We start from the raw sequence: 19,094 nt of genomic DNA on the forward strand, positions 1-19,094 counted from the left end.
TGGACCCGAGTATGCGGCGTCATGACCCGGATCACAAGTACGAATCGGGCGGCGGCCCAGGCATGCGAGGTAGTTCGTGGTCGCCGGGATTTCGCTACGGTGAGAGATATGACGGCGACAGTGGGCAGGCAATACGGCGGGCGTGCCGTCGTGGAGCGGAAAGCCGAGCGGCGTCAGCGGTTCCTCGACGCGGCCACCCGGATCTTCGCCGAGCGCGGTTACGCCGATTGCTCGCTGGCCGACGTGTGCGCCGCCGCGGGTCTGTCCAAGCGTCAGTTCTACGAGGAGTTCCAGACAAGGGAGGACGTTCTGGTCGCCGCGTACGACCGGATCCAGGACGAGGCGGCCGCGGCCGTGGTCGCGCGGATGGACGCGCTCGACCCGCGGTTCGACCTGCGCGCCGCGATGACCGCCGTGGTGACCGCTTATCTCGAGTCGATCGGCGCCGATCCCTACCGCGCCAAGGTCGCCTTCATCGAAGTGGTGGGCGTGAGCGAACGGATGGAGCGGCACCGCCGCGAACGCAGGCACGCGTGGGCTTCCGTGCTGGAAACCCACGTGGTTCCGGTGGTTGCTCCCGGTTCGCGGGTGCGCGGCACGCCGGGGTGGGGGGCGAGCGCCTTGATCGGCGCGATCAACGGGCTGGCGCACGAGTGGGTGCTCGCCGACCCGCGTCCGTCGGTGGCCGAACTCGTCGATCTGCTCGTGCCCATCGCGATGTCGCTCATCGAGCGGCCGGAGGAAGCGCCGGAGCGCGAACCCGGCTGATTCGCTGCCGTGTCGCTGGATATCCATCGACGCGGCAAAAGCCCATACTGGGCTGATGGCCGGTTCGGTTGCTGTCGCCGCGGACCCTGTTGCCCCGATGGGCAGGGCCAAGACCAACATCGTATTCGGCACCATCGTGCTCGGCATGCTCATGGCGGCGCTGGACCAGACCATCGTGTCCACCGCGCTGCCCACCATCGTCGCCGACCTCGGCGGGGCGGGGCACATGGCGTGGGTGGTCACCTCGTACCTGCTCGCCGAGGCGGTGGCGACCGCCCTCGCCGGAAAGCTCGGCGATCTGTTCGGCCGCAAGCTGGTGTTCCAGATCAGTGCGGTGATCTTCATCGTCGGCTCGATGGTCGCAGGCCTGGCGAACGGCATGCTGGTGCTGGTCCTCGCCCGCGGGATCCAGGGCTTCGGCGCGGGCGGACTGATGGTCACGTCGATGGCGCTGATCGCCGACATCATCCCGTTGCGGCAGCGGGGTAAGTACCAGGGCGCGCTGGGTGCGGTATTCGGCGTGACCACGGTGATCGGTCCGACGCTGGGCGGCCTGTTCACCGACCACGCCAGCTGGCGCTGGTGCTTCTACGTCAACGTGCCGGTCGCGGTGGTGATGATCGCGTTGGCGGCCCGCACCATCCCACGGGTGCGCGCGGCGGCCAGGCCGATCATCGATTACCTCGGCATCGGCTTGGTGGCGCTGGGCGTCTCCTGCCTGATCCTCGGCCTGGAATGGGGCGGGCAGCAGTACGCGTGGGGCTCGCCGACGATCATCGGCCTGTTCGCCGCGGCGGCTTTCCTGCTCGTCACGTTCGTCGGGGTCGAGTTGCGCGCAGCGGAACCGATGCTGCCGATGGGGTTGTTCCGCAGCCGGGTGTTCACGGTGTGCTCGATCCTCAGTTTCATCGTCGGCTTCGCCATGCTCGGCTCGATGACCTACCTGCCCGCGTATCTGCAATACGTCGACGGTGTTTCGGCCACCATGTCGGGTGTTCGCACGCTGCCGCTGGTGGTGGGCCTGTTCACCACCTCGATCCTTTCCGGGCAGGTGGTCGGCAAGACCGGCCGCTACCGGTACTTCCCGATCGCGGGCACGTTGGTCATGGCGCTCGGCCTGTACTTGATGTCGACGATGGGCCGGACCACCGGCACATTGCTGGAGTCGCTGTACATGCTGATCCTCGGCCTGGGTATCGGACTGGCGATGCAGGTGCTCACCATCGTCGTGCAGAACACCGTGCCCTACGCCCAGCTGGGTACCGCGACCTCCGGTGTCACGTTCTTCCGCACGCTCGGCAGCGCCTTCGGGACGGCCATCTTCGGCACGCTCTACAGCAACCAGATCGGCCCCAACCTCGCCGCCGCGCTGGCTCAGGTGCGCGTGGTGCCACCCGGGGTCGCGGCGGACCCGCAGGCGTTGCGCGCGTTGCCCGCCGAACAGTCGGCGCCGATCATCGATGCGTACGCGGACTCGATCGATTACGTGTTCTTCTGGGTCGTTCCGATCGTGCTGGCCGGATTCGTGGTCGCGTGGTTCCTGCCCGAGGTGCCGCTGCGTGACAGCGCGCGGGCGGGGGCGGGCGATGTGGGCGAGGGGTTCTCGGTGCCCGACTCGCCCGATCGGCTGGTGCAACTGGAACGCGCCATCGCGGGCACCATGCACCGAGCGGGGGCGGAGGATCCGATCGGCGCGCGCATCCTCGCCGACGCGGACAGCCACCTCACACGCGGTGAGGCATGGGCGCTCGGCCAGGTGTATCTGCGCGACCGGGTGCGCGGTGACGCCACGCTGGCCGGAATCGCCTGGGCGCACCGCGTGCCCCAGGAGGTGATCGAGCCGATCTACGACCAGGTCGGCGCGGAGGGCTATCTGACGCGAGAGGGTAAACGCTTGCGGCTCACCGATTCCGGTGCGGCCGAGATGGATCGGATCAAGGCGGCCTGGCGGCGCTGGCTCGACACCAGGCTCGATGACTGGAACGAGGCCGACCCGGCCGATCGCGCACTGCTGGATCAGGCGCTGACGAACATCGCCACGAAGTTGCTGGAGGACCACGCGCGCGAGCAGGAAACGGTACCCGCCTGACCGCTCTTGCGGTCGATTACTCGTAGACGTATATTCGTAGACGAGTAAGGAGGAGGTGCCGCGATGAAGAAACGCAAGGTCGACAACCTGCTGGCGCTCGCGGTGCTGTCCGTGATCGTCGAGCGCCCGATGCACCGCTACGAAATCGCCCAGACCCTGCGTGACCGGGGCAAGGACCACGACATGGCGATCAAATGGGGTTCGCTCTACACGGTCGTGCAGAACATGGCCAAGGTCGGGTTCCTCGAGGTCGTCGGCAGTGAACGGGCGGGCGCCCGTCCCGAGCGAGTCATCTATCGGATCACCGACGAGGGTCGCGCCGAGATGGCCGATTGGACCAGGGAACTGCTGTCGACTCCGGAACCGGAACCGCACCGGTTCGTCGCGGGGCTGTCGATTCTCGCGGTGCTTCCGCCCGCCGAGGTGGTCGAACTGCTCGCCACCCGCCTCGAAGCGCTGGATCGAACCATCGAGACCGTACGTCGTGAACTCGGCGAACTCGCCGGCGCGTTGCCGCGACTGTTCATCGTCGAGTCCGAGTTCGGACTGGCGATGCTCGAAGCCGAGGCGGCGTGGACGCGCTCGCTGCGCGCGGAACTGACCGAGGGCACCTTCCCCGGACTGGCGCAATGGCGCGAGTGGCACGAGCGCGGCGCGCTGCCGTCGGAGGTCGCCGAAATGGTGGAGAGGGGGATGGCCGAGGACTAGCCGAGAAACCGGACCCGGCGAAGGTGCGGCAACACCGCCGCCGGGCCCGATCGAACAGTCTCGAACCGCGCCCGCGAACGCGCACCCGGCTACAAGGCTGGCAACCACAGGATAACCGGGTGGGTGGCGCGTGTGTCGGTCCGGGAACCGAAACCCGTATCGCACGAATCCTGGAGACACCCATGTCCACAACACGTACCGCCCTGGTGATCGGTGGCGGCATCGCCGGCCCCGTCGTCGCGACGGCCCTGCGCAAAGCGGGCATCGACGCCCGCGTCTACGAGGCCTATCCCGGCCCTTCCTATGGCATCGGCAGCGGACTCGCGCTCGCGCCGAACGGCGTCGCCGCGCTCGACATCATCGGGGCGGGCGACCCGGTCCGCGCCATCGCGCTTCCGGTCCGCAACATGAACATGTCCGTCGGCGCGAAGGTGCTGGCCATGCCCGGCATCCCCGATATGCCGCCGCTGCAACTGGTCGATCGCAGCGAGCTGCACCAAACGCTGCACCGGCACGCGGTGGCGGCGGGCGTTCCGTTCGAGTACGACAAGCGACTGGTCGATGTGCGCGAGGACGTGTCTGGCATCACCGCCCAGTTCGCCGATGGCAGCACAGCCACCGCCGACGTGCTGATCGGCGCGGACGGCATCCGCTCGCGGGTGCGCACGCTGATCGACCCGAAGGCGCCCGGCCCCGACTACACCGGCATGCTCGGCTTCGGCGCGACCACCGAGTGCGACGCCGACATCCCCCCGGACACCATGACCTTCGCGTTCGGCAAGCGGGCCTACTACCTGTACTGGCCGCTCGGGGACGGGCGGGTGGCATGGGGAGCGAACCTGCCGCACAAGGAGTATCTGTCGCTCACCGCGGCGCGGGCGGTGCCGAGCGCGCACTGGTTGCGCATCTTGCGCGAGGTCTACGGCGACGACACCCCTGGCGGCGAGCTCGCTCGGCGCACCACCGAGGAGCAGTTGGAGGTGGTCGGCGCGCTGCACATCATGCCGCCGGTGCCGCACTGGTATCGCGGGCGGATGGTGCTGGTCGGCGATGCGGTGCACGCTCCGTCCAACAGTTCCGGTCAGGGCGCGTCGCTGGCGATCGAGAGCGCCGTGCAGTTGGCCCGCTGCTTGCGTGATCTGCCCGCTCCGGAGGCGTTCGCGGTGTACGAGCGCTTGCGGCGCGAGCGGGTGGAAGGCGTCGCGGCGCGCGCGGCGAAGATCAATCACAGCAAGACGCCGGGGCCGGTGGGACGCAAGGTCATGCAGTTGCTCATGCCGGTCATGGCCAAGACCGTGATGAAACCGGAGAAGACCATGGGACCGGAGCAGCGCTACCGGATCGACTGGGACGCTCCCGCCGAGCACGAGTTCGCGTCGGTCTGAGTCGGCTGGAGGTCCCTCGGGTCCGAGCGACCCGGGGGACCTCCAGTGCGGCTATCGGCGGCAGAATAGAGTTGCGTGGTGAGCGATAGGGATTCCGATGGAAATCTGGATCTGAACCAGTTGCGCACCTTCCTGGCCGTGCACCGGGCCGGTTCGATCACAGCCGGGGCGCGGCTGGTCGGCTTGTCCCAGCCGACCGTGACCGGCCAATTGCAGGCGTTGGAAAAGCGGCTCGGCGCGCGACTGTTCGACCGATTGCCGCGCGGCGTCGCGCCGACCGCGGCGGCGACCGAGCTGGCGGCGCGCATCGCCGCGCCGCTGGACGCGCTGGACACCGTGGCGGGTCCGGTCCACCGGGCCGAACCCGCGCCACAGCCCGCCGTTCGTCTCGCCGGACCCGCCGAGTTCCTCGCGGTGCACGGGCTCCCCGCGCTGGCGCCGCTGGTCGAGCGAGGGGTCCGACTGGCGGTCCACGCGGGGCTGACCGACGACTTGCTCGGCGGGCTGCGGGCCGGGCACTTCGACCTGGTGGTGTCGACGGTCCGGCCCAGAGGCCGGACGGTGGTCGCCGAACCGCTGGGTGACGAGGAGTTCGTGCTCGTCGCCGGGCCGCAGGTCGCCGCACGCGTCGACGGCGACCTGTTGCGGACCAAGGGCCCGGTCGCGTTGTCCGATGTTCCGCTGGTCAGTTACGCCCCGGATCTGCCGATCCTGCGCCGGTATTGGCGGCACGTCTTCGGCGTCCGGCTTGCCGCCGAGGCCGCGGTGGTCGTCGCCGACCTGCGCGCGGTCGCCGCGGCGGTCGCGGCGGGCGCGGGGATCAGTGTGCTGCCGCGATATCTCTGTGCCGCCGAACTGGATTCGGGATCGCTCGTCGCGCTGTTGGAACCGGAGGACCCGCCGATCAACACGGCATTCCTGGTGCGCCGCCCCGGACCCGCTGTCCGCCCGCACGTCGAGCTGGTCCGTCAGCGGCTGACCGCCGCGGCGCTGCACTGGTGAGTGCGGGCCCGCTCAGTATCGCGCCGCGCGGTCGCGCAGAATTCGCGCGGTCTGCTCGTCGCCGGGCAGGAACGCCTCCAATTGCAACTCGGCGAGCGTGACGTCCACCGCGGTGGCGAAGGAGGTGAGCGTGGTGATCAAACGCAATTCCCCTTCGGCGCAGCGCAGGCGCAGCGGCACCGCGAAACCGAGATGGTCCGGTCCCGGCTCGGCCTGGGGCAGATACGTCTCCAGCTCGGCGATCAGCTCGTCCAAGGCGGGATCGGGGCTGCGGGCCATCCGGTTGCGCAGCGCCTCGGTGACGTGCCGTCCCCATTCCGGCAGGTTGAGCACGCGGGCGGCCAAGCCGTCCGGGTGTAGCGCGAGCCGCAGCACGTTGACCGGCGGCTCCAGCAGCCACGGCGCGGCGCCCTCGGTGAGCACCTCGAAGGCCGAGTTGGCGGCGAGCAGGACGCCGTGCGGCCGGACCACCAGCGCCGGGTAGGGCAGGTGGCCGTCCAGGATCGCCCGCAACGCCTCCAGCATCGGCGCCAATTCCGCGGTATCGAGCGCCGATTCGGGGAAGACCGGCGCGTAACCCGCGGCGAGCAGCAGTCCGTTGCGCTCACGCAGTGACAGCTCCAGTGATTCGGCCAGCCGCACCACCATCGTGCGTCCGGGGCGTGAGCGGCCCTGTTCCAGGAAGCTGAGATGACGCTGCGTGGTGTCGGCGCGGATCGCGAGATCCAGCTGGCTGACCCGTCGCAGCGTGCGCCAATGCTTGAGCTGCCGGGCGAACCCGGTGGACTCGGCCGCCGTCGTCATGGCAGCAGTATCGGGCGTCGGGCGGCGGCTTCGCCATACCTTGCGGGGAATCGCACAGGCTCCGAACGACGGCAAGACTCCGTCCCATGAGCAATCAACTCGATGCACAGGAACTGTCCCGATTCGCCGATCGCTACATCGCGCTGTGGAACGAATCCGACGCGGAGGCCAGGCACAAACTGATCCGGGAACTGTGGTCCGAGGACGGCGCCCAGGTACTGGTGGATCCGCCGCAGGAGATGCGGGAGGCGCTTGCCCGACTGTCCTTCCCGATCCCGACCGTGGAGATCCGCGGCTACGAAGCGCTGGACCGGCGCGTGGATCGCGCCTACGAGGAATTCGTCGCCCCTGGTGAGCACGTGTTCGTACCCCAGGGGCAGGCGGTTCGTCTGTCACTGAACCTGATCGGCCTGACCTGGCACATGGTGACGAAGACCGACGGGGCGGTCGTCGGCGGCGGATACGACGTCATCGCGCTCGACGACGCGGGCCGGATCCGCTGGGACCACCAGTACATCGGTGTCGCGTGATGCGGGCCGTCGCCTATCATCTCGACCCCGCGCGCGGGGCGGACGCGCTGACCGTCGCGCCGCAAGAGATGCCAGAGCCAGGGCCACGCCAAGTGGTGATCCAGATGCTGGCGGCGTCACTGAATCGTCGCGATCTCATGTTGCTGGACGGAACGTATCCGCTGCCCGCGACCCCGGGCGTCGTCCCGCTCAGCGACGGTGTCGGCGCGGTGATCGCCGTGGGCGAGGAAGTGACGCGCGCCGCGCTGGGCGACCGGGTGACCGCCTCCTACTTCGTCCGCTGGATCGACGGGCCACAGCGCCAAGCGCACGTGGTCGAGCAGTACGGCGCCACCTATCCCGGCATGCTCGCCACGTACGCGGTGCTGGAAGAGGATTCGGTGGTGCACGTGCCCGACCATCTCACCGACGTGGAGGCCGCCACGCTGACCTGCGCCGGAGTGGTGGCGTGGGCGGCGCTGACCACGCCGCTGCCGGTGCTGCCCGGCGAGACCGTCTTGACCGTCGGCAGTGGATCGGTGGGCCTTTTCGGTGTGCAGCACGCGAAAATGCTGGGCGCTTATGTCATCTCGGTGACCTCGAGCGCGCGAAAGGCCGAGCGGCTGCGCGCGCTGGGAGCCGACGAGGTGATCGATCGGAGCCGGACGCCGGACTGGGAGCTGGCCGTGCTGGACCGCACCGGAGGCGACGGTGTGGAACACATCCTCGACGCGGTGGGCATGCCGACCCTGGCGAAATCCGTGCGGTCGGGCGGATACAACGCGCGGATCACGATGATCGGCGCGTTGCCCGCCACCGACGCGCCCGTAGGCAACCCGTTCGGGACGTCGTATCTGTCGATTCGCCGCATCGCGGTGGGCAGCCGGACGCAGTTCGAGGCGATGAACCGAGCGATCACCGCCCACGGGATGCGTCCCGTCATCGACCGCGTGTTCGCGTTCGAGGAAGCCGAAGCGGCCTACCGGTATTTCCGCACCGGAGACCCCTTCGGGAAGGTGGTGATCGAGTTCCCCTAGGACTCAGGGGCAGGCGGTGAGAATCCGCGTCATGGCGTCCTTTTCGGCCGCGGTGACCCAGAGTTGGTAGGCCGTCTTCACCTGGATCTGCCTGGTCACGTAGGCGCAGTGGTAACCCTTGTTCGGCGGCAGCCAATCGGCCGCGTCGGAGTCGCTCTTGGACTGGTTGGTCGGACCGTCCACGGCCTGCAGGTTCAGCGGGTCGTTGGCCAGGTCGCGGCGGCGTTCGGCGGAAAGCTTCTGTGCGCCTTTCTGCCACGCGTCCGAGAGCGCGACGACATGGTCGATCTGCACGTCGTCGGAGGACTTCGTGCCGCGCTTGAAGTCGATGGTCTTTCCGGTGTAGAAGTCGGCGAGCGTTCCGGTCGCGACGATGCACTTGCCCGACTTGAACGTCACGTCGGTCATGTCGCGCTGGAGGATGTCGTTGCGGGTGTCGCAGCCGTTGTTGCCGCCGGGCACCGAGACGTTGTCGGACCAGGGCGGCCCGAATTCGTCACGGCTGTATCCGGTCTTGGGCGCACGGTCGGCCACGCGCAGCGCGTTCAACAGCGCGAGCGCGTCGCGCGAGGGAATCGGGGCGGGCGCGTCGGCGCAGGCCCGTCCGCCGGAACCGCAGCCCGACGCGGTCGACTGGCCGGGCGGAACGGTTGTGCAGGAGACCAGTCCGATGGAAGTCGCCACCATGATGCCGATCAGAGCCAGCCGTTGCACTGTGGACTTCATCGAACTTCCTAACGCCGAATCCACTTGAAACTGTAACCGGCGAAAAGGTATCCAGTGACCGGCTTCGCGCAACCGATCGGCGCGTATGAGATTCGGCACAGCTGGCCGGTAACGGGCCGTGCGCCAGAGCTGCCGAGCCGGAGAACGGGGCCGCCCCCGAATCGCCGTGCCGGCGCCGATTCGGGGGCGGTGATCACGAGGAGGCCGGTGGAGCCGCGCGGTTGTGCGGATGGTTGTCCACTCCGAAGCCCGCACTGGGACGACACCACGGGGCTGATGAGGGGGAGGTCCCGAGGTGTCGAGCCGCGCCTGCTCCGGACTCACTCGTGATGATCAGGGGTGATCGATGTCCGGCGGGCGCCGGTGACCAGGGAAGCCGCTCTCCGGTTGCAGCACGCATCCGCTCCGTCTCGATCACGCTTTGTTCTACGTATCAAGACAGTAGATAGATGCCGCGCGAATTGGCAAGTTCGTTCGCACGGTTCGAAAAGTTTCTCAGCCGATCTTCAGTTTCGGCCACACATCTACTGCATGAGTACGGATGTATCCGAGAGTTGCCGCCCTCGCGACGACCGGTTCGACGGGCTGTGACGATGCTCACTTCACATCCGGTCACAGGCGGTGTGATTCCTGTGTCCAAACGGGTGCAGGCGAAAAGCCGGACCCGAAAGGACCACATCATGCCCACCGTCGACGTCATCGACTCGTTCATCAACTACCGCGATACCGGTGCGGGAGAGATCCCCGTCGTGTTCCTGCACGGCAATCCGACCTCCTCGCATCTGTGGCGCAACGTCATTCCGCACGTGGGCGACCGGACCCGGGTGCTGGCGCCGGACCTGATCGGCATGGGGGAGTCGGGCAAGCCGGACAGCGCCTACCGTTTCACCGATCACGCCGCCTACCTCGACGCCTGGTTCGACGCGCTCGGGCTGGACCGAGTGGTGCTGGTCGGACACGACTGGGGCGGCGCGCTGGGCATGGACTGGGCCGCGCGGCATCCCGGCCGCGTGCGCGGGATCGCGCTGATCGAAACGTTCCTGCGGCCGATGCGCTTCGACGAGCTGCCTCCGCTCGGCGCCGAGCTGTTCCGGAAGTTCCGCTCCGCGGAAGGGGAGCGGATGATCCTGGAGGAGAACATCTTCATCGAGTTCAACCTGCCGAAGGGCGTCGCCGACCTGTCGCCCGAGGACCACGACGTGTACCGGGCGCCGTATCCGACCCCGGCCTCGCGCAAGCCGCTGCTGGTGTGGCCGCGGGAGTTCCCGCTGGACGGCGAGCCCGCCGACGTGGTCGCCCTGGTGCGGAACTACGACGATTGGGCGGCCGCTACGCCCGAGGTGCCCAAGTTGCTGATGGCGTTGGAGAACGGCGTCGGGCTGGGATCGGCGGAGGCGATCGACTGGGCCGCGAGCACCTTCGCGAGCGCCGAGGTCGTCGCGATCCCTCCGGCGGGCCACCACGCGCCGGAGGATCGGCCGGACGAGATCGGCCGGGCGGTCGCGCAGTGGCTCGATCGGCACGCCTTGGTCGGTGCCGCCGCTCGCGCGTGATCTCGGCCGCGCTGTGACCCGGCAGTGCTTGCGCCGACCGCGGCGCGGGCCGAATGATGGCCGGATGAGCACGGAGCACGAGCGGGTGGCAGCGGACGAGAAGGCCATGGTCGCCCGCGCGGTCGCGGGCGACCGGGACGCCGTCGCCGAGGTGGTGCGCCTGTTGCAGGACCCGCTGTACCGGCTGGCGCTGCGCATGGTCTGGCGGCCCGCGGAGGCCGAGGACGCGACGCAGGAGATCATGGTGCGCGTCCTCGATCATCTGCACACCTGGCGCGGCGAGGCGAAGCTGCTCACCTGGGCCTACCGCATCGGCGTCAACCACCTGCTGAATCTGCGGCGGCAGACCCCGCAGGAGGCCGCGGAACTGAGCTTGGACGCCTACCGGGACGGACTGGCCGACGGTCTGTCGGAGGCGGACTATCGCGGACCGGAAGCGGTGCTTCTAACTGCCGAGGTGCGGCTCACCTGTAGTCAAGGCATGTTGCAATGCCTGGCCCGGGACGAACGGATCGCGTTCGTGCTCGGCGACGTGTTCGAGCTGAACTCCACCGAGGCCGCCTGGATCCTCGACATCACCCCCGCCGCCTATCGAAAGCGGTTGGAGCGTGCCAAGAAACGGCTCGGGAACTTCCTGAACTCGACCTGTGGCCTGGTCGACCCGGCGGCGTTCTGCCGCTGCTCACGCCGCGTGGACAAAGCTCTGGCGCTGGGACGGGTCGACCGGAGCCGTCCGGTGTACGCGCGCCATCCGGTCAGCGCGGGCGGGCGCACCGCGGCCGAGGCCGAACGGCAGATGATCCGGCTGCACGACGCGGCGTCGGTGCTGCGCGCGCATCCCGACTACGCCGCGCCGCAGGCGAAGATGGACGCGATCGCGGGGCTGCTCGGTTCGGGGCGTTTCCCCATGCTCGAGGAGACGTGAACCCGCCGCGTCGGAGATCAGCCCGGTGCTTCCGCGTCGGGTGAACCGGTGCCGGGCGGGGTTCCTCGTAGTTCCGTTGCCAGGCGTGTGATCTGCGCGGGGCCGACCCGGCAGCAGCCGCCGATGATCCGTGCGCCTCGGGCGAACCAGTCCCTGGCTTGCCCTGCGGTGAACCGGGTGGGGCCGGTCCAACGGCGGCGCGCCGCATCCCAGTCCTCACCGCTGTTCGGGTAGGCGACCACGGGCTTGCCGGTTCCCGCGGCGAGTTCGACCGCGGCGGCGACATCGGCGGGCGGGCAGCAGTTTACGCCGATCGCGACGATCGAGTCCGAGCCCGCGGCCACCGCGAAGGCGTCGGTGAGCGGTTGCCCGGCTCTGGTGCGCGCGCCGTCGACGGTGTAGCTCAGCCATGCGGGCACGCCGAGGTCGTTCACCAGGTCGACCAGCGCTTCGGCTTCGTCGACGTCGGGAACGGTCTCCAGGGCCAGCAGGTCGGCGCCCGCCTCCGCGAGCACCTCCATGCGCGGTCGGTGCCAGGCCCGCAGTTCGGCCACGGTGCGCCCGTAGCGGCCACGGTATTCCGATCCGTCCGCCAGCGCGGCGCCGTAGGGGCCGACCGAGGCGGCGACCCAGCGCCGCCGATCAGCGGCCTCGGCGTCGCACGCCGCGCGGGCCAGCGCCACGCCGCGTCGCCACAGCTCCACCGTCTGCGCCCTGGTCAGCCCGCGCGCGGCGAAGCCATCGAAAGAAGCCTGGTAGGTGGCGGTGGTCGCGATGTCGGCGCCCGCCCGGAAATAGGCTTCGTGCACGGACCGGATCGCGGCGGGATCGTCCACGAGCAGACGGGCCGACCACAACGCGTCGGAAAGGTCGTGGCCGCGCGCCTCCAGCTCGGTGGCCAGTCCACCGTCCGAGATCAGTGCCCCCGCCGAAGGGTCGAACAGCACGGCTCCACTGTAGGACGCGGATTCACTCGTCGTCGGTGGGCTGGGCGGTCGGGGGTACCCCGGTGTCGAGGAAACGGATGAGCCGCTCGATGCGCGCGGTGTGGTCGGCACAGCGCTCCAAGTGGTGTCCCAGCAGCGCGTTGTCGATCGCGACTTCGGTGGACGGCTGGGACGCGGGGTCGCGCAGCGCGGAATGCAGTTGCCGGTGCAGCGTTTCCATCGAATGGTCCGCGGGCGTCTCCTCCTCCGGCAGCGGATGCCGACCGGCGACCGCTCGCCCGGCCAAAGCCGTACGCTCGGCCGCCAGCTTGCCCATCGCGGCGAGGATGTCCAGGATGGGTTGCTCGGCTGCGTGTCCGGGGTGACTCTGGTACACCTTGTCGGCGACCCGGCTGGCGAGCCAGCCGATGCGGGACAGCTCACCGGCGATCTGGATCGCGGTCACCACGTGCCGCAGGTCGCGGGCCACCGGAGCCTGTAGCGCCAGTAACACCACGGTGCGCGCCTCGCATGCGCCGTACATCTTCTGCAACTGCTCGTCGAGCGCGAAGACCTCGTATGTCGCGGTGAGGTCGGCGTCGACGAGCGCGTCGGTGACACGCTCGACGGCGTCGTGGGCCAGCGTGCACATCAGCGTCAGATCATTGGTCAACGCGATGAGCTCGGCAGTGAACTGGGTGCGCACCGCCAAATTCTCACCTATCGACCGGGGCGGGGTCGATTCCTTGTCGGATGTTCTTCGGTAACGACATCGCCTCGACATGCCGTCGCGGACGCGAACGCTGGACCACGCGCGATCGCTTCGCCAGCAGGACAACGGGAAAACACAGTTCAGGCAGTGCTTTTCGCGGCCGGAACACGCTATGGCGGATCGGACGCAGCGGCGCGCGCGACGGCGGGCGGCACTCGCGCACGCATGTCGGCCGGGGCAGCGGAGGAGATGCATTGCCCGATCGGAGATCTATGGCGCGCATCACATTGCGCAGTTGCGGCGCATGGCGACTCGCGTGGTTGCTCGCCGCGTGCCCTGTTCGGCTCCGTGCGGCGGCGTGGCCGGTCGATACTGCGCGGCGCGATGGGCGGGCGTTTGCGTCCCGGTTCCTGTGGCTGCCGCGGTCCGCCGCGTGCGGGTCTGTGCCCTGGTCAACGCCCGAATCGCACACGCGGCGAAGCCAGCCGACGGGTGCGCCCGGTGTTACGGTCGCGGCATGCCGAACTTGCGCGATATCCAGCATCGTGTGGTGACGACGTTCCAGCGCCGACTGGGCAATCCGATCCTCAGTACGCTGCCCGGGCAGACTCTTTTGGAGACCACCGGCCGGGTGAGCGGTCAGCCGCGGATCACTCCGATCGGCGGACGAAAGATCGGCCGGGAATTCTGGCTGGTCTCCGAGTTCGGCGAGCGATCCCAGTATGTGCGGAACATCAAGGCGGACAATCGAGTCCGGCTGCGGCTGCACGGCCGCTGGCACGCGGGCACCGCCCACCTGCTGCCCGACGACGACCCGCGTGCCCGGTTGGCGGCCCTGCCGCGCGCCAACAGCGCGGCCGTCCGGTTGGTCGGCACCGACCTGCTCACGCTGCGCATCGATCTGGACGACTGAGCCCGCGGCAGGGTGGGGGCGTTGGTCGCCTGATCTGGATGCGGGCGATTTGCTGGGACCATGGTGGGCATGATCCGTCTGTTCATCGCCCGTTGGACCGTGCTCGTACCATCGCTCGCCGTTGTCGCCCTCGCGGTCACCTGGGGCCGAAGTCTGCCCGGTGTCGCGGTGACAGTTGTGGTGGTGGCGTTGATCGGGGCGGTGCTCTCGGCGGTTCATCACGCGGAGGTGGTGGCGCGCCGGGTCGGTGAGCCGTTCGGCTCGCTGGTGCTGGCCGTCGCGGTGACCGTGATCGAGGTCGCGCTCATTCTCACGCTGATGACCCAGGGCGGTGACAAGACCGCGACCTTGGCTCGCGACACGGTCTTCGCCGCGGCGATGATCACCTGCAACGGCATCCTCGGTCTCTGCCTGCTGGTGGGGGCGTTGCGCAGGCGCGTGGCGGTGTTCAACGCCGAAGGCACCGGCGCGGCGCTGGCCACCGTCGCGACGCTGGCCACGCTCAGCCTCGTGTTGCCGACCTTCACCACGAGCAAACCCGGCCCGGAGTTCTCGCCCGCGCAGCTGGCCTTCGCCGCGGTGGCCTCGCTCGCGCTGTACGGCTTGTTCGTGATGGTGCAGACCGTGCGTCATCCGGACGACTTCCTGCCGGTGGAGGCGGACGGCGTCGTCGCCGAGGACGACGAGCGCGTCGAGCCGCCCACCGTGCGCGACGCCGTCACCAGCCTCGGTCTGCTGCTGGTCGCCCTGGTCTGCGTGGTGGGGTTGGCGAAGGTGGTCTCGCCCGCCGTGGAATCGGCGGTCCAGTCGGCTGGTCTGCCGCAATCGGCGGTCGGCGTGGTGATCGCGTTGCTGGTGCTGCTGCCCGAGACGATCGCCGCGGTGCGGGCCGCGCGCCGCGACCAGGTGCAGATCGGTCTCAATCTGGCGCTGGGTTCGGCCATGGCGAGCATCGGCCTCACCATTCCGGCGATCGCCGTGGCCAGCATCTGGCTGGAGGGCCCCTTGGTGCTCGGCTTGGGGGCGACGCAGATGGTGCTGCTGGCGCTGACCGTCGTGGTCGGTGGGTTGACGATCGTTCCTGGGCGGGCGACGCTGCTGCAGGGCGGCGTCCACCTGGCGGTGTTCGCCGCCTTCGTCGGCCTCGCCGCCAGCCCTTAGCGGACGGCTCGGACGAGCGCCTCGACGCGGGCAGCGCCGAATTGGTCCGGCGCCAGCGGTGCGAACACGGGAGGACGCCGGACAGGCGACACCCCGCCTTCGGTGGCCGCGAGCCGCGCGCTCAGTGTGGGTGCTGAGCCGCGTACCTGGCTCGTTCCAGCGCTCGGCGCTGCGCGCGCTGCGGATTCTCCAGATCCGCGGGCAAGCCGTGCTTCGCGAGCCGATGCGCGCGGTTCATCGGCATGAAAGCGATCGTGTAGAACAGGGCAAGCAGCAGCGCCAGCAGGACCATCGCGCCGCGCAGCCACAGCTCGCCGGGGAAGAGCAGGAACACCGCGAACAGCGGTGTGAACGGCACCATTCCGCGCAGCACGTGCCGGGTGGCGGCGAACCTGCCGGTCAGGTCGTCGCGCACCCACTCACGCATCGAATCGGGCAGGCGGCGGCCGAAGGCGTAGCCGATCCACTGGATCGGACCTGGCCGTCGTTGCTGTCGGGTCATGACCGGGCTCCTGGGTTCGGGGACGGGGCGTGGGGCTCGGCGAGCACCGACCGGCGGGCCGCCTCGTTCACCCGGGTGAGGACATCGCGCAACTGCTCGAGGTCGGCCAGGGTCACGCCGAGGCGTTGGACGACGGCGGGCGGTATCCGCTCGGCCTTCGCGCGCAGTTCGGCTCCGGCCGGGGTCAGGTTCACCACGAGGTTGCGCTCGTCTCTGCTGTCGCGTTCGCGACTGATCAGCTCGGCGGCTTCGAGGCGTTTGAGCAGCGGGGACAGTGTGGGGGAGTCGAGCTGGATGGCCTCGGCGATCGCTTTCACCGACATCGGCGCCTCGCCCCAGAGCGCCAGCATCACCAGATACTGCGGGTGGGTGAGCCCGAGCGGTTCGAGCAGCGGACGGTAGACGGCCAGCACCGCGCGATTGGCCACGGCCAGCGCGAAGCACACCTGCCGGTCCAGGCGCAGCGGATCCTCGATCTCGGTCTCCATCGGTCCTCCTTGTCTTCCCCTAAATTAGCGCATGAATAGTTAGTGCGTTAATCAATGTGGGCGACATCTCGCCGCGAGATACCGGCTTCGGGGCCGTCGCTGGATACCGTGAATCCATGCACCACGACGCGGGTCCGCTACGCATCGAGGAACTCGACGCAGTTCGTGGCTTCGCGCTGTGCGGCATGCTGGTGGTGAACATCTGGCGGATCACCGACATCGCGGCGACGGACGAATCGGGCGTGGTGCTCCCGATCCGGCACACGCTGTCGGTGGTGTTCGAGGGACGGTTCTTCCCGATCTTCTCGTTCCTGTTCGGAATCGGCTTCGCACTGCTGCTGGACAGTGCCGAGGAACGGAGCGAGCGCCCGCGACTGGTCCTGATCCGCCGCTTGCTCGCGCTCGGGGTGATCGGCCTGGTCCATCAGCATTTCCAACCGGGTGAGGCGCTGCTGCCGTACGCGCTGGCCGGGCTGGCGATCCTGCTGCCCGCCTCGGCGCTGCCGAACTGGGCGGTGCTGCTGGCGGGACTGGTAGGGACCTTCGGCGTGGCGCTGGCCCTCGGCGGCGGGCTGGCCCTGGCGCCGGGGTTGTTCCTGCTCGGCCTGGCCACCGCGCGCGCCGGGATCGTGGACACACTCGATGAGCGGGGCTGGCAGATCGCCGCGGTCTTCGCCCTCGCCCTGCCCGCCGCGATAGTGGCGGGCAGGTGGGAATACCGCACACCGTATCTGGAGCTGTGGTCCACTCCCGCCGTGGCTGTCGCTGGTCTACTGGGCGCGCTGGCCTATGTCACCGGGCTGCTGCTGTTGCTGCGCATCGAGCCGGGCCAGGTACTGGCGGAGGTGTTGCGGCCGCTGGGTCGCCTGGCTTTGACCAACTATGTCGGCGCCACCGCGCTGATCCTGCTCGCGGCACCCCGTCTCGGCCTGTCCGGCTCCGGCAGCTACGCGGCGGTGCTCGGGTTGGCGGTCGGGATCATCGCGGTGCAGGCGGTGTGCAGTGCCGTGTGGTTGCGGTTGTTCGAGTACGGCCCGCTGGAATGGGTGTGGCGCTGCGTCACCTGGTGGACGGTGGTGCCGATCCGGCGGACGCGCGTGCCGAGCCGCCCGTACTGAGTTCAGCGCGGGGCCGCCGGATCGCCGGTGTTCTCCAGCTCGGCCAGGGTCGCCGAAACCAATGGCCCCGTCTCGAATTGGACGGCGACCTCGACCAGCCAGGCCGACTCGGCGGCCAGCGTGGGTCGACTCGGTTCACGGAACGACTGGTCGTCGCCGGTGGGCGGCAGACCGAGCCGGTGCGCCCGTAGCGCCGCGGCGATGCGGGCGGCCTCGATCGCGGCGGCTCTGCTGCGATCCGGGATCGCCAGTTCGGTCGCCAAGCGCTCGGCGATCGCCTCCGCTTCGGCGGAGAGATGCGGTCGCAACCGCAACAGCCAGTCCCGTATCTCGATCACCCTGCGGTACACCCGATCTCGGGCCGCCGTGCCGCGCCGGTCCGGCGGATGCGCCAGTTCCGGGTCCACCTCGCGCAGGGCCAGCCACAACGGGCGCAGCCGCGGCAGCGCCCGCAGCCGGGCGGTGGTGTGCAGCAGCCACGGCGCCAACGAGGGGCACAGGTAGCCGACCAGCATGACGGTGGCGCCCAGGCTCGCGAACGCGGGCGCGATATCGGTGTTGAGGCGGCGCAGATCGATACCGGACCACGCCGCGCCGATCGCGATCACCTTGCCCACGCTGTAGCCGAGCGCGACGGCGCTGCCGAGCGCGAGCAGCCGCAGGCCGCGGCGCAACCAGATTCGATCGACCACGCCCATCCACCGGCGGCACAACACGATGATGCGGATCAGCGCCGCCGAGTAGACGGTGAGGTAGACGCCGAGGAACGCCACCGCCAGCGGGACTTTCGCGTAGTGGTCGTCGAAGTCGGTGGGATGACTCTCGTCATGCACCGGCGCCGCCGCGAACAGCGCCGCCAGCACGACGGGCACGAGCATCGGCAGGACGAGCACGCGCCGTGCCGCGCCCGCGTCCGGTTCCCGCTCCGCCACCATGAACCCCGTCCAGACCACTTGGGCGAGCACCGCGCCCGCGATGGCCCCGTACACCACCAGAGACGCCAGGTTGGGCACGCGGGAGACGTCATCGATCCAGGTATAGGTGCGCGGCACAGCCGCTTCGAACCCGATGCCCGCCGCGAGGATGGCGAACGCGACCGCCCAGCGCGCGGGGTTGCCCGGGTTGCGCAGGGCCAGACCGGCTCGCCACAGGAACGCCGCGAAGGCGAAGACGCCCACGCCGCCGTACACCAGCGCGAACCACATGCTCAGCCCTGCCCCGGCCCCAGCGCGTCCAGCAGTCGGCGCGCGGCGACCGGCGCGGAATCGGGCAGGACCCACTCCTCCCGTGCCGTCCACTGCGTGATGTGGTGCGTCATCAGCATATTCGCGAGGTGTTCGGCCTCGCGTTCCTGCGGCTGCGCGTAGCTGGTGCGCCCGAGCATGCGCCGCACGACCGCGGGGTCGATGTTCGGCGCGAGCAGCCGCACGGCTTCCGCGCCGCGCACGTCGACGGTGCGGTGGCCGGCGAGCAGATGGCCGAGTTCGTGACAGACGATGTGATCCTGATGCATCTTGGAGGTGTTGCGCTGATAGGCGATGAAATCGATCGCATCGGTGACCAGCAGGCCGCCGGTCAGGCCGGTGACCGGGAAGCTCTCCGGGCGCAGCCGCAGGGGACGGGCGCGCCGCTCGGCGACGGCCTCGGCCAGCTCGCCGACGGTGAACCGGCCGGGCAGTCCCATGGCGCGCAGCTCACGGCGCAGCCAGCGACGATCCAGCACCGGCTGGTCACCTCCGTCCTTGCTCCAAGCCGCGATCCGCATCGC

At 69.4% G+C, this 19,094-nt stretch carries 20 protein-coding genes; 12 read left to right on the forward strand and 8 right to left on the reverse strand.

The genetic code is table 11. The features are described 5' to 3' along the window. Positions 1 to 108 precede the first annotated feature (108 nt). The 5 genes from ACFV2O_RS26745 to ACFV2O_RS26765 all read left to right on the forward strand — a co-directional run bounded on the left by ACFV2O_RS26745 (position 109) and on the right by ACFV2O_RS26765 (position 5,952). Complete coding sequence (locus ACFV2O_RS26745; RefSeq protein ID WP_379254115.1) at positions 109 to 768, forward strand: TetR/AcrR family transcriptional regulator; 660 nt, start codon at positions 109 to 111, stop codon at positions 766 to 768. Between the two features lie 55 nt (positions 769 to 823). After that, complete coding sequence (locus ACFV2O_RS26750; RefSeq protein ID WP_379254116.1) at positions 824 to 2,857, forward strand: DHA2 family efflux MFS transporter permease subunit; 2,034 nt, start codon at positions 824 to 826, stop codon at positions 2,855 to 2,857. A gap of 63 nt (positions 2,858 to 2,920) precedes the next feature. After that, positions 2,921 to 3,565 carry a PadR family transcriptional regulator gene (locus tag ACFV2O_RS26755; RefSeq protein ID WP_364430129.1) on the forward strand — a complete coding sequence of 215 codons (645 nt, stop codon included), beginning with the start codon at positions 2,921 to 2,923 and terminating at the stop codon, positions 3,563 to 3,565. 182 nt (positions 3,566 to 3,747) lie between these two features. Further along, positions 3,748 to 4,950, forward strand: a complete 1,203-nt coding sequence (locus tag ACFV2O_RS26760) for an FAD-dependent oxidoreductase (protein ID WP_379254117.1) — start codon at positions 3,748 to 3,750, stop codon at positions 4,948 to 4,950. A 78-nt stretch (positions 4,951 to 5,028) separates the two neighbouring features. Then, the gene (locus ACFV2O_RS26765) at positions 5,029 to 5,952 is read left to right on the forward strand and encodes a LysR family transcriptional regulator (protein WP_355075618.1); all 924 of its coding nucleotides are present in this window, start codon (positions 5,029 to 5,031) and stop codon (positions 5,950 to 5,952) included. Positions 5,953 to 5,964: 12 nt separating this feature from the next. Here the strand turns inward: ACFV2O_RS26765 and ACFV2O_RS26770 are convergent, their stop codons facing one another. Beyond that, positions 5,965 to 6,756 (reverse strand): helix-turn-helix domain-containing protein, encoded by a 792-nt coding sequence (locus ACFV2O_RS26770; protein ID WP_379254118.1) that lies wholly within the window; start codon positions 6,754 to 6,756, stop codon positions 5,965 to 5,967. Positions 6,757 to 6,842: 86 nt separating this feature from the next. On the opposite strand from ACFV2O_RS26770, the gene ACFV2O_RS26775 reads away from it, so the two are divergent. Both ACFV2O_RS26775 and ACFV2O_RS26780 read left to right on the forward strand, forming a co-directional pair. Beyond that, positions 6,843 to 7,286, forward strand: a complete 444-nt coding sequence (locus ACFV2O_RS26775) for a hypothetical protein (RefSeq protein ID WP_379254119.1) — start codon at positions 6,843 to 6,845, stop codon at positions 7,284 to 7,286. Next, positions 7,286 to 8,302, forward strand: a complete 1,017-nt coding sequence (locus ACFV2O_RS26780; protein WP_355075973.1) for an NAD(P)-dependent alcohol dehydrogenase — start codon at positions 7,286 to 7,288, stop codon at positions 8,300 to 8,302. The genes ACFV2O_RS26775 and ACFV2O_RS26780 overlap by 1 nt, the downstream gene beginning before the upstream one ends. A gap of 3 nt (positions 8,303 to 8,305) precedes the next feature. Here ACFV2O_RS26780 and ACFV2O_RS26785 read toward each other — a convergent pair whose 3' ends face one another. After that, the gene (locus ACFV2O_RS26785; protein WP_355075622.1) at positions 8,306 to 9,028 is read right to left on the reverse strand and encodes an HNH endonuclease family protein; all 723 of its coding nucleotides are present in this window, start codon (positions 9,026 to 9,028) and stop codon (positions 8,306 to 8,308) included. Between the two features lie 593 nt (positions 9,029 to 9,621). On the opposite strand from ACFV2O_RS26785, the gene ACFV2O_RS26790 reads away from it, so the two are divergent. Further along, positions 9,622 to 10,581, forward strand: a complete 960-nt coding sequence (locus ACFV2O_RS26790; protein WP_379254120.1) for a haloalkane dehalogenase — start codon at positions 9,622 to 9,624, stop codon at positions 10,579 to 10,581. Positions 10,582 to 10,645: 64 nt separating this feature from the next. Beyond that, positions 10,646 to 11,506, forward strand: a complete 861-nt coding sequence (locus ACFV2O_RS26795; protein WP_379254121.1) for an RNA polymerase sigma factor — start codon at positions 10,646 to 10,648, stop codon at positions 11,504 to 11,506. Between the two features lie 17 nt (positions 11,507 to 11,523). Here ACFV2O_RS26795 and mmuM read toward each other — a convergent pair whose 3' ends face one another. Together mmuM and ACFV2O_RS26805 are read right to left on the reverse strand one after the other, a co-directional pair. Further along, positions 11,524 to 12,450, reverse strand: a complete 927-nt coding sequence (gene mmuM / locus ACFV2O_RS26800; RefSeq protein ID WP_379254315.1) for a homocysteine S-methyltransferase — start codon at positions 12,448 to 12,450, stop codon at positions 11,524 to 11,526. A 25-nt stretch (positions 12,451 to 12,475) separates the two neighbouring features. Beyond that, a complete protein-coding gene (locus ACFV2O_RS26805) occupies positions 12,476 to 13,138 on the reverse strand; it encodes a PhoU domain-containing protein (RefSeq protein WP_355075627.1) in 663 nt (220 codons plus the stop codon). Positions 13,139 to 13,661: 523 nt separating this feature from the next. Between ACFV2O_RS26805 and ACFV2O_RS26810 the strand changes: the two genes are divergently transcribed. Together ACFV2O_RS26810 and ACFV2O_RS26815 are read left to right on the forward strand one after the other, a co-directional pair. Continuing rightward, a complete protein-coding gene (locus tag ACFV2O_RS26810; RefSeq protein WP_355075629.1) occupies positions 13,662 to 14,057 on the forward strand; it encodes a nitroreductase/quinone reductase family protein in 396 nt (131 codons plus the stop codon). Positions 14,058 to 14,126: 69 nt separating this feature from the next. Next, positions 14,127 to 15,218: a calcium:proton antiporter gene (locus tag ACFV2O_RS26815; protein ID WP_379254122.1), complete on the forward strand. Its 1,092-nt coding sequence runs from the start codon at positions 14,127 to 14,129 to the stop codon at positions 15,216 to 15,218. A gap of 121 nt (positions 15,219 to 15,339) precedes the next feature. Here the strand turns inward: ACFV2O_RS26815 and ACFV2O_RS26820 are convergent, their stop codons facing one another. Next, positions 15,340 to 15,720 carry a DUF5313 family protein gene (locus ACFV2O_RS26820; RefSeq protein ID WP_355075633.1) on the reverse strand — a complete coding sequence of 127 codons (381 nt, stop codon included), beginning with the start codon at positions 15,718 to 15,720 and terminating at the stop codon, positions 15,340 to 15,342. Then, complete coding sequence (locus ACFV2O_RS26825; RefSeq protein WP_379254123.1) at positions 15,717 to 16,208, reverse strand: MarR family winged helix-turn-helix transcriptional regulator; 492 nt, start codon at positions 16,206 to 16,208, stop codon at positions 15,717 to 15,719. The genes ACFV2O_RS26820 and ACFV2O_RS26825 overlap by 4 nt, the downstream gene beginning before the upstream one ends. A gap of 116 nt (positions 16,209 to 16,324) precedes the next feature. Between ACFV2O_RS26825 and ACFV2O_RS26830 the strand changes: the two genes are divergently transcribed. Then, on the forward strand, positions 16,325 to 17,326 hold the full coding sequence (locus tag ACFV2O_RS26830) for a DUF418 domain-containing protein (protein WP_379254124.1): 1,002 nt from the start codon (positions 16,325 to 16,327) through the stop codon (positions 17,324 to 17,326). A 2-nt stretch (positions 17,327 to 17,328) separates the two neighbouring features. On the opposite strand, the gene ACFV2O_RS26835 is transcribed toward ACFV2O_RS26830, so the two are convergent. Further along, complete coding sequence (locus ACFV2O_RS26835; protein WP_379254125.1) at positions 17,329 to 18,531, reverse strand: MAB_1171c family putative transporter; 1,203 nt, start codon at positions 18,529 to 18,531, stop codon at positions 17,329 to 17,331. 2 nt (positions 18,532 to 18,533) lie between these two features. Beyond that, positions 18,534 to 19,091 (reverse strand): hypothetical protein, encoded by a 558-nt coding sequence (locus ACFV2O_RS26840; protein WP_379254126.1) that lies wholly within the window; start codon positions 19,089 to 19,091, stop codon positions 18,534 to 18,536. Between the last annotated feature and the right edge of the window lie 3 nt (positions 19,092 to 19,094).

This window comes from Nocardia sp. NPDC059691, from assembly GCF_042733915.1.
Classification (GTDB): Bacteria; Actinomycetota; Actinomycetes; order Mycobacteriales; family Mycobacteriaceae; genus Nocardia; species Nocardia sichangensis.